This is a genomic window from Pararhizobium sp. (assembly GCF_965279435.1).
Taxonomy (GTDB): Bacteria; Pseudomonadota; Alphaproteobacteria; order Rhizobiales; family Rhizobiaceae; genus Pararhizobium.
The window spans coordinates 2432791-2446957 of record NZ_CBDIHY010000003.1; the positions used below are offsets into that span (position 1 = coordinate 2432791).

Genomic DNA, 14167 nt, shown 5'->3' on the forward strand with positions numbered 1-14167 from the left:
CGCAGCTGTCCGCCCGGGAACGGAACCCCAGATACGGCCGATAGGCGCGTTCGTCAGCATGTCCCCGGAAAAAGAAGCCGCCAAGGTTATAAGAGGGCTATGCAATGAATGATGTAGCGTCTTTCGGCGCGAACATCCAGAAAACCGTGCTCGAGGCGACATCTGACGCACTCGGCTTGGCCATTCTTGTCTGTGACAAGAATGATGAGATTGTTTTTGCCAGTCGCCCCATTCTCCAGTTCTATCCTATTCCGGCGCATTTTCTGGAGGCTGGAACACGGCTGAAGGATTTTCTCGGCGCCATCTTCGATTCCGGCGTTCGCAGCGGCACGGCGCCCGAGACCAGCCGCCGCCATGCCAATCGCGACGAATGGATTTCCGAACATCTGTCGCATCATTGGCGCGAGCGTTTCGACGTTGTCGAGCGTATCGGCCGCCACCGCTGGATCAATGTGCGCAAGCGGCGCCTGTCGAACGGTCTCGGCATCGTCGCCATCAGCGACGTCTCCGAGCAGAAGAAGCGCGAAGAGCAGATGCAGCTCGACATGGAGCGCGTCGAGCTGACCGAGGGCATCCTCGATTGCCTGCCCAATCCGATCTGCGTCAAGGATCGCAACCTCAGCTATATCGCCGTCAACAAGGCATTCTGTGCCATCCACGGCATGACGGCCGACGCCATCCTCGGCCGGTCCGTCTGGGATCTTCTCGAGCCGGATCTCGCTGAAAAGTTCGAGCGATCCGACCGTGAAACGCTGGAGAGTGGCGCTGTTTATTGCCAGCCGGAACAGATCGTTCAGGCGGATGGCGAGGATCTCTGGGTCGTCACCCGTAAGTTTCGCGTCGGTGATCCCGGCAAATATCTGCTGGTCACCTGCATGAACGATGTGACCGATCTGGTCGTCGGCTATAGCGGCCTCGACGACATCACGTCCGGCCGGTCGCCATTGGACATCAAGGATTACAGCGCCTTCGTTCCTGCGCAGAATTGCTACGATCCCTTCCGCTCGATCGACATGCAGCATCTGGTCGAGGCCGGCGCCATCATCGATCCGGACATGAAGGGCAAGCAGAAAATCCTGCTGCTGACATCGGCAGCCGCTCTCGAAATCAACCTGGTGCCGCAACTGCGCCGCTGGGGTTTCGATGCCTGCGCGGTCAGAAATGCCACCGAGCTTGCAGCCTTCAAGGATGCGTGTGCGGCACGCGGGATCACGATCGAGGCACTGCTGATCGATGGCACGATGGCAGACGCGCTGGCGACCGTCACGAGCTGGACGATGTCTCCATCCCTGGTGATCGCCAGGGACTGGAAAGCCGTCGAATTGCGGGCGAACATTCTGGCCCTGTGCGAAAACGGTATCGGCGAACTCCCGTCAGCGGAGGCCGAAGGGCCTGCCGATTGGGATATCATCGTGCCGGAAACCAACCTGACCGGCCGTCCTATTCCGGAAGTCGAAGTCGTGGTTGCCGAAGACAATGAAATCAACCAGTTCGTCTTTGCGCAGATCCTCGAAGGGTTGGGGATATCCTATCGGATCGCCGCCAATGGCGAGGAGGCCGTCAAATTCTGGCAGCAATACCGGCCGAACCTGGTGTTGATGGATGTCTCGATGCCGGTGATGAACGGTTTCGATGCGACGCGCGCCATCCGCGCGCTTGAGAAAAATGCAGTCTTCCAGACACCGATCATCGCGGTCACGGCGCAGGCGCTCGATATCGATATCGAACAGAGCAAGCTCGCCGGCATGGATGATTACATCACCAAGCCGATCAGTCCGGACATGATCGAGGCCGTCTACCGCAAGTTTGTCAACACCAAAGCCGAACGCCTGGCGGGCTGACGGATCGATGTGTTCGCAGACGCTAAAATATCGCGGGAAAGGCCAGTAAAAGCACGGGGTTGAACCATATTGATGTCAACTCCCTAGAATTAGGGAGAAGGATGCGGAAAGAGAGGAAGACGCGCTTTCGAAATCTTAACTCTCCATGCCCATCGTCTGTTTCTGACACTGCTTGATCCAATCCTGGGAATGCGTTTATGAATTCTGCTGAAACACCGTCTCAGCACATCAGCCGGAATGATTTGCATGCAATGGCCTACACCGATCCGCTGACCGGGTTGGGCAATTCCTACAGACTGCGTGACAAGGTGCGTGAAATCGCTGCCGATCGCGCCAGCGATCCCGCGCCGTTCACCATTGGTCTTGCCAATCTCGACGGGTTCAAGCCGATCAACGATCTTTTCGGCCCCGCTGCCGGTGATGAAATCCTCTGCCAGGTGGCGAGCCGCCTGCTTGCCTGTGTGCCGGATGGCGCGACCGTCATCCGCGCTGGTGGCGACGAGTTTGCCTTCGTCCTGCCACTGGTGTTCGAGCGCAAGGCTGCCGAAAAGATCGGCCATATGCTGAAAGAGGTGCTGTCGGCGCCCTTTGATCTCGGCGAGCGCAATGTCCGCCTGTCCGCATCCTTCGGTTTCGCGGTTTACCCTTTTGCCGGTGAGGAATTCGAGGAACTTCTGAAGAGTGCGGATACCGCGCTCTATCGTTCCAAGCGCCGGGGACGTGGCCAGATCACGGTTTATTCCCAGGAAATCGCCCAGGAGATGAAACGTGCGACGCAGCTGGAACAGGCGCTGCGCAACGCCATCATCGCCGATGAGGTCGATGTGCACTTCCAGCCGATCGTCAATCTGAAGACCGAGATGGTGGTCGGTTTCGAAGCACTTGCCCGCTGGTGCGATCCCGATCTCGGTTATGTCTCTCCTGCCGTCTTCGTGCCGCTCGCCGAAGAGCGCGGCTTTATCGATTCCCTCTCCGAGACGCTGCTGCGCAAGGCGGCCGAGACGGCGCTGCTCTGGCCGAAGGAGCTGTTTTTATCCTTCAATCTGTCGTCGGCGCAGCTGATGGACCCGATGACCGCCACCAACGTCCTGTCGATCATCCAGCGTGCCGGGCTTGATCCGCGCCGGCTGGAACTCGAAATCACCGAGACCGCCGTCATGACCGATGCGGATGTCGCCCAGAAGATCGTCACCGAACTGCGCGCCGCCGGCGTTCGCATTTCGCTCGACGATTTTGGCACCGGGCAGTCAAGCCTTGGCCGCCTGCGGGATTTCTCCTTCGACAAGGTCAAGGTCGATCGCGCCTTCGTTTCGCGCATCTCCGCCGACCGGGCGTCCGAGCATATCGTCAAGGCGATCATCGCCATGTGCGATGGCCTCAACCTCGAAGTCGTCGCCGAAGGGATCGAGGATTTCTCGGAAGCCATGAAGCTGAAGGGGCTCGGCTGCGGCATGGGGCAGGGCTATTTCTACGGAAAGCCCGCCGATTCCGTGACGACGCTGCGTTATCTCGCCGAGAAATATCACGACAACGGCCCGGCCCTCTCCGTCGCGGTCTGAGACTTCCTCAGCTCTCCCGCTCTTGGCGGCCTTCCTCCAGAAGCCAATCGCGCACCCGGCGTGCCTGCTGGTTAAGCTCGCGCGATCGCGGCCAGACGACGTAGAAGGCCGAATCCGTCTTCAGCACATGATTGCCGACCGGAACGAGTGCGCCCGAGCGGACCTGCCGTTCGATCAGATGGTTCCAGCCGAGCGCGATGCCTTCACCGGCAAGCACGGCCTGGATGACCAGCACATAATCATTCAATGTCAGCCGCCGCGCCTTGGCGGGATAGGACACGCCGGCGCTGGCAAACCATTCCTGCCAGCTATAGGCCTGCCTGACCGGCTCCTCCAGATGGATCAACGGGTGTTTCAGCAGATCACCAGGTCGCTGCGGCATGCCGTTCGCCTCGACGAAAGCGGGCGATGCCACGGCGCAGATCACCTCGGGTGCCAAAAGTGCGGTATGATAGCGTGGCCAGTTGACCGGATCGCCGCCGCCGCGAATGGCAAGCGGGATCGGCTCTTCCTCAAGATCGAGATCACGCACGCTGGTCTGGATGCGCAGGTCGATTTCGGGCAGGTCCGCGCGCAGTTTCGTCAGCCGTGGCAGCATCCACATCGAGGCAAAGGCAGTTGATGCCGCAAGTGTCACATTGGTCTCGCGGCGCTTGGCGCGGATTTCCTCGGCCGATTTCTGGATGCGTGACAGGCCGAGCGAGACGTCGGCATGGAATTTCTCGCCGGCTTCCGTCAATTGCACGGCGCGGTGAACCCTGTGAAACAGCGGTACGCCAAGCTGCTCTTCCAGCCCGCGAATGGCATAGGAGACGGCGGCCTGGGTCATCGCCAGCTCATTGGCGGCGCGGGTGAAATTCTGATGCCGCCCGGCCGCCTCGAAGACGATCAGGCTGGAGGCGGAGGGCAGCAGGCGGCGCAGGGTTTCCATAAGTGCAGCTTATAGGATGTCTCTAATTTTTCCAGCGTTACACTGATCTTTTTCGCAGCTAGCCTCGATTGAGAAAAGGGGAGGCCTATCATGGAAACGCTCGTGGCTATCGACGCAGAACCGGCAAGACGCTCACGGCCCGCCCGCCCGGCACGGCGCGACAATGCAGCCCGGATTGTGGGCGTTCCCTATATCGCCCGCAACATCCCGACCTACGATATCCTCAGCGAGGAAAACCTTCAGAAGATCGAGCGCGTCGCTGACCGGATCCTGAGCGAAGTCGGTATCGAATTTCGCGACGACCCGGCTTCGCTGGATCACTGGAAGCGGGCGGGGGCCAAAGTTGACGGTCTGCTGGTGCGCTTCGAACCGGGCATGCTGAATGAGATCGTCTCGACCGCACCCGCCCAGTTTACCCAGCATGCCCGCAATCCCGCCCACAATGTCGAGATCGGCGGCAACAACGTCGTTTTTTCCCCGGCCTATGGCTCGCCCTTCGTCATGGACCTCGACAGGGGCCGCCGCTACGGCACGCTGGAGGATTTCCGCAACTTCATCAAGCTCGCCCAGTCGAGCCCGTGGCTGCACCATTCCGGCGGTACGATCTGCGAGCCCGTCGACGTGCCGGTCAACAAGCGCCATCTCGACATGGTCTACAGCCATATCAAATATTCCGACCGCGCCTTCATGGGCTCGATCACGCAGGAAGACCGGGCGGAGGATTCGATCGACATGGCGCGGATCGCCTTCGGCCGCGATTTCGTTGATCGCAACTGCGTCATCCTCGGCAATGTCAACGTCAACTCGCCGCTCGTCTGGGACGGCACCATGACCAAATCGCTGCGCGCCTATGCCCGCGCCAACCAGGCGGCGGTGATCGTGCCCTTCATCCTCGGCGGCGCCATGGGGCCTGTCACCAATGCCGGCGCGATTGCCCAATCCTTTGCCGAGACGCTGGCCGGCTGCGCGCTGACGCAACTGGAGCGCAAGGGCGCACCGGTGATTTTTGGAAATTTCCTGTCCTCGATGTCGCTGCGTTCCGGTTCGCCGACGTTCGGCACACCGGAGCCTGCCATCGGTTCCATGGTCATCGGCCAGCTCGCCCGGCGGCTGAAACTGCCGCTGCGCTGTGCCGGCAATTTCTCCAATTCAAAACTGCCGGACGCGCAGGCGATGCAGGAGGGCGTCATGTCGATGCTGTCAGCCGTGCATTGCGGCGCCAATTTCATTCTGCATTCGGCCGGCTTCCTCGATGGGTTGCTCGCCATGTCCTACGAGAAGTTCGTCATGGACACCGATTTCTGCGGCGCGCTGCATTCCTACCTCGCAGGCGTCGTGGTGGACGACAATACGCTTGCCATGGACGCCTTCCTGCAGGTTGGCCCCGGCAGCCATTTTCTCGGCTGCGATCACACGATGCGCAACTATCAGACGGCGTTCTGGGATTCAGGCCTCTCCGACAACGAGCCGTTCGAAAAGTGGAGCGAGGAGGGCGGCTCCACTGACATGGCGGCGCGCGCCAACAAACGCTGGAAAAAGACGCTGGCCGAATACGAAGCGCCGCCGTTGGACGTGGCAATCGACGAGGCGCTGGCAGAGTATATGACGCGACGCAAGAACAGCATGGCGGATGCCTGGTATTGAGGGCGGGGATTTTTACCCCTCACCAAGCGCGCCCATGCACTCAGCTTCGCTTCATGCGGGCTTGCTATCCTCTCCCGCAAGGGGAGAGGTAAAGTGGAGACGGCCACCGCGGGTCTTCCTCTCCCCTTGCGGGAGAGGATACGCAGGCCGGGCGAGTTTACGAGCCCTTGGCCGAAGTTGGTGAGGGGTACTGCAACAGTCTCGAACTTGAAACCTGAGCCAGACCATGACCCTGTCGAAAGACCCGCTTCTCCAGCCGTACCAGCTCAAACACCTGACGCTGAAAAACCGGATCATGTCGACATCGCATGAGCCGGCCTATTCCGAAGACGGCATGCCGAAGGACCGCTACCGGCTCTATCATCTGGAAAAAGCCAAGGGCGGCATCGCGCTGACGATGACGGCGGGTTCGGCGATCGTCTCGCAGGATTCGCCACCCGCGTTTGGCAATCTTTATGCCTATTCCGACGAGATCGTGCCGTGGCTGAAGAAGATCGCCGATGACTGTCATGAGCACGGCGCCGCCGTAATGATCCAGTTGACCCATCTTGGCCGCCGCACCGGCTGGAACAAAGGCGACTGGCTGCCGGTGCTGTCGCCGTCGCCGGTCCGCGAAGCAGCCCACCGGGCCTTCCCCAAGGAGATCGAGGACTGGGATATCGAGCGCATCGTTGGCGATTACGCTAGTGCCGCCCAGCGCATGCAGGCGGCCGGGCTCGATGGCATCGAGTTCGAAGCCTACGGCCATCTGATGGATGGCTTCTGGTCGCCCGCCACCAACCATCGCGACGACGAATTCGGCGGCTCGCTCGACAATCGCATGCGCTTCTCCGACATGGTGCTCGACGCCGTACGTAAAACCGTCGGGCCGGATTTCATCGTCGGTATCCGCATGGTGGCCGATGAGCAGTGGGATATCGGTCTGTCGAAGGAGGAGGGCGTCGGGATCGCCAAGCGGCTGGCCGGGTCCGGCAAGGTCGATTTCCTCAACATCATCCGTGGTCATATCGATCATGATGCGCATCTGACCAATGTCATCCCGATCCAGGGCATGGCGGCATCGCCACATCTGGATTTCGCGGGAGATGTCCGCGCAGCCACCAAGTTCCCGGTCTTCCATGCCGCCCGCATCGCCGATGTCGCCACCGCCCGTCACGCGATCGCCGAGGGCAAGCTCGACATGGTCGGCATGACGCGCGCCCATATCGCCGATCCGCATATCGTCAAAAAGATCATCGAGGGCCGCGAAAACCAGATCCGTCCCTGCGTCGGCGCCACCTACTGTCTTGATCGTATCTATGAGGGCGGCGGCGCGCTCTGTATTCACAATGCGGCGACCGGCCGAGAGGCCACCATCCCGCATGTCATCTCGAAGACATCAGGGCCAGTGCGAAACGCGGTCGTGGTCGGGGCGGGACCGGCGGGGCTGGAAGCCGCGCGGGTGCTGGCCGAGCGCGGCCATTCGGTCGAGGTGCTGGAGGCGACCAGCGCCGCCGGCGGCCAGATCCTGCTGGCAGCCCGCAATCCGCGCCGCAAGGAAATAATCGGCATCGTCGACTGGCGCCTGTCCGAATTGGAGCGGCTGGGCGTTCCGATCCATTACAATGTCTTTGCCGAGGTAGGCGATATTCTGGAGCGAAAACCCGATCTCGTCGTCATCGCCACCGGCGGTATAGCGCAAAATCCGCTGCTGGAAGCGGGTGACGAGCTGGTCGTGTCGAGCTGGGATATCATCGCCGGTGCCATCAAGCCCGAAGGTCCGGTCCTGCTCTATGACGACAATGGCGCCCATACCGGCATGACAGCGGCGGAAATAATTGCGGCGACCGGTGCCGAACTGGAGATCGTCTCGCCGGAGCGCATGTTCGCGCCGGAGATCGGCGGCATGAACCACGTGCCCTATGCCAAGGCTTTCGCGGAAAAGAATGTGCGGGTGACCATTAACACAAGACTGAAATCGGTGCGCCGCGAGGGCAACCAGCTGGTGGCGGTGCTGGGCTCGGACTATTCGGAAAATGCCTCTGTCGAACGTCGCGTCGCCCAGGTGGTCGTCGAGCACGGAACCCTGCCGATGGCCGACCTCTATCTCGAACTGAAACCAATGTCGCGCAATCTCGGCGCCGTGGACTATAAGGCGCTGATCCGCCAGGAAAATCCGATCAAGATGCACAATCCCGATGGAGAGTTCGACCTCTTCCGCATCGGCGACGCGGTGGCCAGCCGCAATATTCACGCGGGGATCTATGATGCTTTGCGATATGGGGTGCTGTTTTGAAGATGGGGCTCAAGGTGCCGTCGTCGGATGACTGACTGTTTGGTGTTTCGCTGCCGGGATATCGCTAGGGACCTGAAACGAGCCCAAGCCTCCGTCATTCCTGTGCTTGTCACAGGAATCTAGTCAGCCCAAGTCATTGGGCTGAAAAGTCTTTTGACCCGACGGACGTCGGGTCACTGGATCCCCGCCACAAGGGCGAGGATGACGGAGATTGGGATAGCACCTGCGTCCAGAAGCCAACCAGCACGCTAGTTAGAAGCACAAAGGCGCCACCCCAAAAGGTGACGCCTTTGTGTATTACCAACCATCCAAACCATTACTGATCGGTTGGAGCAGGCTATTCAGCCGGTTTTACGTCTGCTGCCGGAGCCGTGGACGACGTGGTTGTGGTGTCGACCGTGGCATTGGCATTCTTTTCGGCGACCTGCTGCGACTTGGTCTTGAATTCCGGCGCAGCCTTCAGCGTATCAGCCGTTTCGGCCGTGGTCAGCTTCAGGTCGTCGGAGTTCGGCACGTCGGCAACGGTGATCGTATCCAGCGGAACAGCGACGTTCTTTTCGCCAATCCCGAGGAAGCCGCCAACGCCGATCACGGCTGCTTCAACCGAGCCGTCCTTGGTGAAGATCACGTCGTTGATCTCGCCAATGCTTTCATCCGAAGAATTGTAGACGGACTGGCCGATATAGGTGCTGGCAGCGATCTGGTCCGCGCCCTGTTCAGTCAGGTAACCGGAACCGGATGCAGGAGCAGCAGTCGCTGCCTGATCCATCGGCTTCTTCATCGCATCAGCCGGCTGTTCGCCGGTCATCGGCGTTTCCATGGTCTGCGGCTGTGCCGAAGGCTGGGTGGCTTCCTGAGCGAAGCTCAGCGGTGCGAAGATGGTTACGCCTGCAAAAAGTGCACCTGCGGCGACAGAAGCTACGAGTTTCTTGGTCATTGTAAACCTACCTTTTTCGTTCTTTTTGTCGATCAAGCGCGGCCTTCAAATCTTTGCCGCCGCACCGGTGATGCAGACACAACGTGGTAGGTTGGGAGTGGTTCCGTAAAAAAATGTGCAATTTTCGAGGGAACTTTTCGGTTTATAAGCATGTAACGGAAGCTGCTGCAGGCAAAGCGGAAGGGGAATTCAGCGATGCGTTTGAACCAGGTGACAGTGACGATGCCGGATCTCGATGACGGTTGGCACTTTTATCAAGCGCTTGGGCTGAAGCCGATCGTCGATGCACGGCCGCATTATATTCGTTTTGCGTGCCCGGATGGCGACAGCACGTTTTCCCTGCATCAGGGCGCAAACGCTGGCAGCGGAACGACCGTATACTTTGAGTGCGACGATCTGGACGAAACGGTGCGTCGTCTGACCCAGTCCGGTGTGACGTTCTCTGGACCACCGGAAGACAAAAGCTGGCTTTGGCGCGAGGCTGAGCTGCTCGATCCCGGTTGCAACCGGATACTGCTCTATTTTGCCGGGTCAAACAGAAAAGACCCGCCGTGGCGGGTCGTTGATGCGTAGCGGCGCCAACTTACGGAGCGATAAATGACGGATGAAAAAGCCGGGCATTGAACCCTGCTTTTTCATCCGTCTGTCAATTTTGGCTTTTGTGCAGCCGCACCCAGCCTTCAGAGCTTATAGGCCGATTCGAAACGGCCATTGACCGTAAGACCAAGCTCAAACGTCTTGCCAGCATTCGGATCGGCCTTGCGGGCGGCATCATCCATATCCTGCCAGGCGGATGTCACCATGAGGCGGTCCGCCTTGGCGCCGATGAAAGCGGGGCAGCTCGACTGGGTGGCAGGGACAGAATGGCGGGCAACCCGTGTGCCATCGGGCGCGTAGACATCGACGGCACCCTGGCCCCAGCGTGCGTTCCAGATCCGGCCGTCCGCGTCACAGACCGAGCCATCGACATCGCCGGGATTGCCGCTCTGGTCGCTGAAGACGGTGGCCTCGCCGGTCGGCAGGCCTGTGGCCGGATCGAGATCGACCCGCATGATGTGATTGATGGCGGAATCGACGAAATAACCGATGCTGCCGTCCGGCGAAAAGCAGATGCCGTTGGGAATGCTGATACTGCCGTAGATCCGTGTCACCTCACCCTTGGCAACGTGATAGATCGCGCCGGCTTCCTTTTCGGCCTTGCGGCCCATGGTGCTGACCCACAGACTGCCGGAGGGATGGACGCGGCCGTCGTTGGAACGGTTGTTCGGATTGCTTTCCAGCGCTGCGTAGGCGGTCAGTTCCCCGGTTTTGGTATCGCGGATAAACAGGCCGCGATCCGACGCGATCAGCTGGCGCAGCGGATCGATGACTGCCAGCACACTGCCCATGAACGGCAGGACATGCAGGGTTTTCCGGCCGCTTTCCAGATGCAGTTCATGCAGCTCGCGGCCCTTGATGTTGAACCACCAGGCGGTGCCGGTGGCCGGGTCAAAGGTCGGGCCTTCGCCGAGTTCGAGGGGCAGGTCGCTGAGGATCCGGCCGGAAAAGGGAATTGTCTCGCTCATGCTCATGCCCCATACACTGCGTCATAGGCCTTGATGGTGACCCGTGCTCGTTCCGCGACCTCGGCAGCGCTCATGCCGGCCTTGTACAGGCTGGAGCCGAGGCCGAAGCTCTTGATGCCGATCTTGGCATAGTCGCCGAAATTGGTGTCGGAAACGCCGCCGACGGCTGCTATCTCCAGGTCCGGCGGCAGGATGGTGCGGATGGCGGCGATGCCGGCCGGGCCAAGCACGCTGGCTGGAAAGAATTTGAGGCCCGTTGCGCCGGCATGGGCTGCGGCCAGTGCTTCGGTCGGGGTGAGCACGCCGGGCATGGTGACCATGCCTCGGGCCGCCGCAAGCGCGATCACGTCGGTCTCGACATTCGGGCTGACCATCAGCTTGCCACCGACGCCGTCGAGTTTTTCAACCTGCTCGGTGGTCAAGACAGTCCCGGCGCCGATCAGGCAGTTGGCGGGCGCCATCTTGACGGCAATCTCGATCGAACGGAACGGATCGGGCGAGTTGAGCGGGATCTCGATGGCGGTAAAGCCGGCTTCGAGCAGTGCGCCGACCACGCTCTGCGTTTCCTCAGGCTTCAGACCGCGCAGGATGGCGATCAGCGGATATTTCATCGGCGGGAAAGGGATGCGGGTCATGAGGTCTCTTTCTTCAAACAGGCAGATGGCTTCAGGCAGGCCAGATGGCGTTGGCAGCGGCAGCAAGGCCATGGCGAACGGCTTCATCGGCATCGATGGTGACAGGGGCAAGGTCAAGCGCCGACAACGCGGATTGATACAGCGCGGCAAGGCCGCCCGACGCCACCAGGCAGACACCGCTGCCGGGTTTGGCGGTGGCAAGCGCACCGGCGATTTCCAGGCCGATCAGGGTGCCGGACAGGCGAGCTTTGGCATCAACAGCCGACAGCCCATGCAGCAACTGGCCGCTGCGTACCGTGAAAACCAGATTGGTGGCAAGAGCCGGGGTTTTGACGGCCTTGGCAACCGCGCTGAGAAAGGCCGGGTCATCATTGGCAAAGGAACCTGCATCGGCAACAGCATGGCTGAGGATCGAGTGCTTGGCGATGACGTCGAACAGTTCGCCGGTCATGAAGGTCGAGAAGCCATCGACGATGCCGCCGGTGACGCGCACCCATTTGCTGTGTGTGCCGGGCATGCAGACGAGATGGCTGCCGTTGCCGAGCTGCGAGATCGCGCCCAGCAGCTGGGTTTCCTCGCCGCGGATCACATCCGGCGCATCTTCGCTGCGCTGGGCAAGGCCGGGCAGAATGCGGATATCGCGGTTGGTATCGGGCACGGTCACGGCCGCCTTGACGATAGCGCTGAGCGGGGCCGGTGTATCGAGATAACCGGCCTCGACCCAGCCCTGGCGGGCGCCCGCCATGCCGCAGACGATCACCGGCAGATGCGGTGGTGCTGCAGCAGCGGCGAGATGGGATTCTAGAATGCCGGAAAAGCCGATCTTGGCGGCGGTGGTCATGCCTTCGCCGCTGCGGCGCTCAGTCAGAACAGCGCCGCTCTCGCTGATGATCCAGAGACGGAAACTCGAGGTTCCCCAATCCACTGCTGCATAGGATGCTGCCGTCATCAGAATATTCCTCCGTCGATAATCATGGCCTGTGCCGTCATCCGTGCCGAACAGTCGGAGGCGAGATAGAGGCAGGGGCCAACCATGTCGTCTGCGACGAGCATGTGCTTCAGGCATTGTTTTTGAATCATATCGGCAATGGCAGCGTCGCTGATCCAGAGTTTCTTCTGCCGCTCGGTCACCACCATGCCCGGCAGCAACGCGTTGACGCGGATATTGTCCTGGCCGAGCTTGCCGGCCAGCGATTTGGTCAGCCCGACAATGCCGGCCTTGGCGGTCGCATACGCTGGAATCTCGCCCATGTTGAGCATGAAGGCGATCGACGAGAAGTTGATGATCGAACCGCCGCCCGCTTGTCGCATATGCGGGGCGGCGGCCTGGCAGGTGAAGAAGACATGGCGCAGATTGACCGCCTGGCTTTCGTCCCAGCTCGCTTCGGTTACGTCCTCGAGCTGTTGCCGATCGTCGCGCGCAGCGTTGTTGATGAGAATGCTGAGAGAACCCAGCGTGCTGGCCGCCTGATCGACGGCGGACTTTATCGCCGCAATGTCGCGCAGGTCGGCCTGGATGAAAACCGGGACATGATCGACAACGGCGGCAAGCCGTTCCACCAGCGCAAGGCTGCCGGTTTCGGCAATGTCGATAAAGGCAACCCGCGCACCCTGACGGGAAAAGCCTTCGACCAAGGCGGCGCCGATGCCCGATCCACCGCCGGTAATCAGGACGCCACGCCCATTGAGGTCGTGAAAGTGGGCGGCTGGCAAAGCCATGATGGTGTGCTCTCCCGGATGCAAGCTATTTAACGTCCGCTTGCTTTTGGATTATTGATGTTCCATTATTTGGAACTGACTCTTATTATTTGGAATTATCGCGCTGGAGCTGTTGGCTTGTCAAGGTCGAAGCCCCCCGCGTTCGCCAAATGGGCGTGCGGCAAATGGACAGGCATGATGGAACAGGATCAACCGGATATTTCTTCGCCCACTTCTGCGCACCATAGCGGGACCGGCACGCTGGGCAAGGTTCTTTCCGTGCTGGAGATTGTCGTGACATCCGACCGGCCGCTGCGGTTCAGCGATATTCTGGCTTTGTCCGGCCAGCCGCGCGGCACTTTGCACCGGCAGCTCTCCCATCTGGTGGAAGAGGGACTGCTGACGCAGGGGCGCGATCTCTGCTACGAGCCCGGCCTGCGCCTGTTGAAATTCGCCTACCGGTCCTGGTCGAAGAACCAGTTCCGCGCTGTTGCCGCACCGCATCTGCGGCGTCTGCATGAAGAAACCGGCGAGACGGTGCATCTGGGTGTGCTGCGCGGCACCGAGATCATCTATGTCGACAAGGTGGAAAGCTGCCAGACGGTGCGGATGCAATCGCAGATCGGCAATGCCTCCCCGGTTTATTGCACAGGCCTTGGGAAAGCGGCGCTGTCCGTGCTGCCGCCGGTCCGGCTCGCCGAGACGCTCGGGCAGCTGAGTTTCCATCGTTTTACCGCCAATACACATCTTTCCGTCGCCTCTTTGACGCGTGATCTGGACGAGGCCCGATTGCAGGGCTATGCCTTTGATCGCGAGGAACACGAAACGGAAATCCGATGTGTTGCCGCTCCAATCCATGATGCCGGGTTCGATCTTGTCGCCGGTATATCTGTCACGGGGCCGGCATATCGGGTGACGATGGAACAGCTGGAAAACTGGGCGCGCCCGGTTCGCCAAGTGGCGATTGCCATCAGCGAGGATATCGAAATCCGTCTCGGTCCTGGCCGTTAGACTTTCGTGATACCTTTACGGTGAATTAGGTGAATCGACTGGACGTGGGGAAATCGGAGCTGTAGTTTTAA

General features: G+C 60.5%; 12 protein-coding genes. 6 read left to right on the top strand and 6 right to left on the bottom strand.

What is annotated here, in order from left to right; all coding sequences use genetic code 11:
* The first annotated feature begins 104 nt into the window (after positions 1–104).
* Together ACQY8Q_RS17345 and ACQY8Q_RS17350 are read left to right on the top strand one after the other, a co-directional pair.
* Complete coding sequence (locus tag ACQY8Q_RS17345) at positions 105–1841, top strand: response regulator (protein WP_428427705.1); 1737 nt, start codon at positions 105–107, stop codon at positions 1839–1841.
* 197 nt (positions 1842–2038) lie between these two features.
* A complete protein-coding gene (locus tag ACQY8Q_RS17350; protein WP_428427706.1) occupies positions 2039–3400 on the top strand; it encodes a putative bifunctional diguanylate cyclase/phosphodiesterase in 1362 nt (453 codons plus the stop codon).
* A 7-nt stretch (positions 3401–3407) separates the two neighbouring features.
* Here ACQY8Q_RS17350 and ACQY8Q_RS17355 read toward each other — a convergent pair whose 3' ends face one another.
* Positions 3408–4331, bottom strand: coding sequence for a LysR substrate-binding domain-containing protein (locus ACQY8Q_RS17355; RefSeq protein ID WP_428427707.1), 924 nt, complete (start codon positions 4329–4331; stop codon positions 3408–3410).
* Positions 4332–4421: 90 nt separating this feature from the next.
* Between ACQY8Q_RS17355 and ACQY8Q_RS17360 the strand changes: the two genes are divergently transcribed.
* Together ACQY8Q_RS17360 and ACQY8Q_RS17365 are read left to right on the top strand one after the other, a co-directional pair.
* On the top strand, positions 4422–5975 hold the full coding sequence (locus ACQY8Q_RS17360) for a trimethylamine methyltransferase family protein (RefSeq protein ID WP_428427708.1): 1554 nt from the start codon (positions 4422–4424) through the stop codon (positions 5973–5975).
* A 226-nt stretch (positions 5976–6201) separates the two neighbouring features.
* On the top strand, positions 6202–8250 hold the full coding sequence (locus ACQY8Q_RS17365) for an FAD-dependent oxidoreductase (RefSeq protein ID WP_428427709.1): 2049 nt from the start codon (positions 6202–6204) through the stop codon (positions 8248–8250).
* Between the two features lie 337 nt (positions 8251–8587).
* Here ACQY8Q_RS17365 and ACQY8Q_RS17370 read toward each other — a convergent pair whose 3' ends face one another.
* The gene (locus ACQY8Q_RS17370; protein WP_428427710.1) at positions 8588–9187 is read right to left on the bottom strand and encodes a PRC-barrel domain-containing protein; all 600 of its coding nucleotides are present in this window, start codon (positions 9185–9187) and stop codon (positions 8588–8590) included.
* 195 nt (positions 9188–9382) lie between these two features.
* Here ACQY8Q_RS17370 and ACQY8Q_RS17375 point away from each other — a divergent pair, with 195 nt between their 5' ends.
* Entirely contained in the window at positions 9383–9760 is a 378-nt protein-coding gene (locus ACQY8Q_RS17375; RefSeq protein ID WP_428427711.1) for a VOC family protein, read from the top strand.
* Between the two features lie 107 nt (positions 9761–9867).
* On the opposite strand, the gene ACQY8Q_RS17380 is transcribed toward ACQY8Q_RS17375, so the two are convergent.
* From ACQY8Q_RS17380 to ACQY8Q_RS17395, 4 genes are read right to left on the bottom strand one after another with little or no spacing between them, the layout of a single operon-like run.
* On the bottom strand, positions 9868–10752 hold the full coding sequence (locus tag ACQY8Q_RS17380) for an SMP-30/gluconolactonase/LRE family protein (protein WP_428427712.1): 885 nt from the start codon (positions 10750–10752) through the stop codon (positions 9868–9870).
* Positions 10753–10754: 2 nt separating this feature from the next.
* Positions 10755–11387 (bottom strand): 2-dehydro-3-deoxy-6-phosphogalactonate aldolase, encoded by a 633-nt coding sequence (locus tag ACQY8Q_RS17385; RefSeq protein ID WP_428427713.1) that lies wholly within the window; start codon positions 11385–11387, stop codon positions 10755–10757.
* Between the two features lie 31 nt (positions 11388–11418).
* Positions 11419–12336 carry a 2-dehydro-3-deoxygalactonokinase gene (locus tag ACQY8Q_RS17390; RefSeq protein WP_428427714.1) on the bottom strand — a complete coding sequence of 306 codons (918 nt, stop codon included), beginning with the start codon at positions 12334–12336 and terminating at the stop codon, positions 11419–11421.
* Positions 12336–13106 (bottom strand): SDR family NAD(P)-dependent oxidoreductase, encoded by a 771-nt coding sequence (locus tag ACQY8Q_RS17395; protein WP_428427715.1) that lies wholly within the window; start codon positions 13104–13106, stop codon positions 12336–12338. The genes ACQY8Q_RS17390 and ACQY8Q_RS17395 overlap by 1 nt, the downstream gene beginning before the upstream one ends.
* A 174-nt stretch (positions 13107–13280) precedes the next feature.
* Here ACQY8Q_RS17395 and ACQY8Q_RS17400 point away from each other — a divergent pair, with 174 nt between their 5' ends.
* Positions 13281–14096, top strand: a complete 816-nt coding sequence (locus ACQY8Q_RS17400; protein WP_428427716.1) for an IclR family transcriptional regulator — start codon at positions 13281–13283, stop codon at positions 14094–14096.
* Positions 14097–14167: the final 71 nt, after the last annotated feature.

Bases quoted from the DNA above. Each gene is read 5' to 3' on its own strand.
- ACQY8Q_RS17345 (WP_428427705.1), top strand. From the start codon at position 105: ATGAATGATGTAGCGTCTTTCGGCGCGAACATCCAGAAAACCGTGCTC.
- ACQY8Q_RS17350 (WP_428427706.1), top strand. From the start codon at position 2,039: ATGAATTCTGCTGAAACACCGTCTCAGCACATCAGCCGGAATGATTTG.
- ACQY8Q_RS17355 (WP_428427707.1), bottom strand. From the start codon at position 4,331: ATGGAAACCCTGCGCCGCCTGCTGCCCTCCGCCTCCAGCCTGATCGTC.
- ACQY8Q_RS17360 (WP_428427708.1), top strand. From the start codon at position 4,422: ATGGAAACGCTCGTGGCTATCGACGCAGAACCGGCAAGACGCTCACGG.
- ACQY8Q_RS17365 (WP_428427709.1), top strand. From the start codon at position 6,202: ATGACCCTGTCGAAAGACCCGCTTCTCCAGCCGTACCAGCTCAAACAC.
- ACQY8Q_RS17370 (WP_428427710.1), bottom strand. From the start codon at position 9,187: ATGACCAAGAAACTCGTAGCTTCTGTCGCCGCAGGTGCACTTTTTGCA.
- ACQY8Q_RS17375 (WP_428427711.1), top strand. From the start codon at position 9,383: ATGCGTTTGAACCAGGTGACAGTGACGATGCCGGATCTCGATGACGGT.
- ACQY8Q_RS17380 (WP_428427712.1), bottom strand. From the start codon at position 10,752: ATGAGCGAGACAATTCCCTTTTCCGGCCGGATCCTCAGCGACCTGCCC.
- ACQY8Q_RS17385 (WP_428427713.1), bottom strand. From the start codon at position 11,387: ATGACCCGCATCCCTTTCCCGCCGATGAAATATCCGCTGATCGCCATC.
- ACQY8Q_RS17390 (WP_428427714.1), bottom strand. From the start codon at position 12,336: ATGACGGCAGCATCCTATGCAGCAGTGGATTGGGGAACCTCGAGTTTC.
- ACQY8Q_RS17395 (WP_428427715.1), bottom strand. From the start codon at position 13,106: ATGGCTTTGCCAGCCGCCCACTTTCACGACCTCAATGGGCGTGGCGTC.
- ACQY8Q_RS17400 (WP_428427716.1), top strand. From the start codon at position 13,281: ATGATGGAACAGGATCAACCGGATATTTCTTCGCCCACTTCTGCGCAC.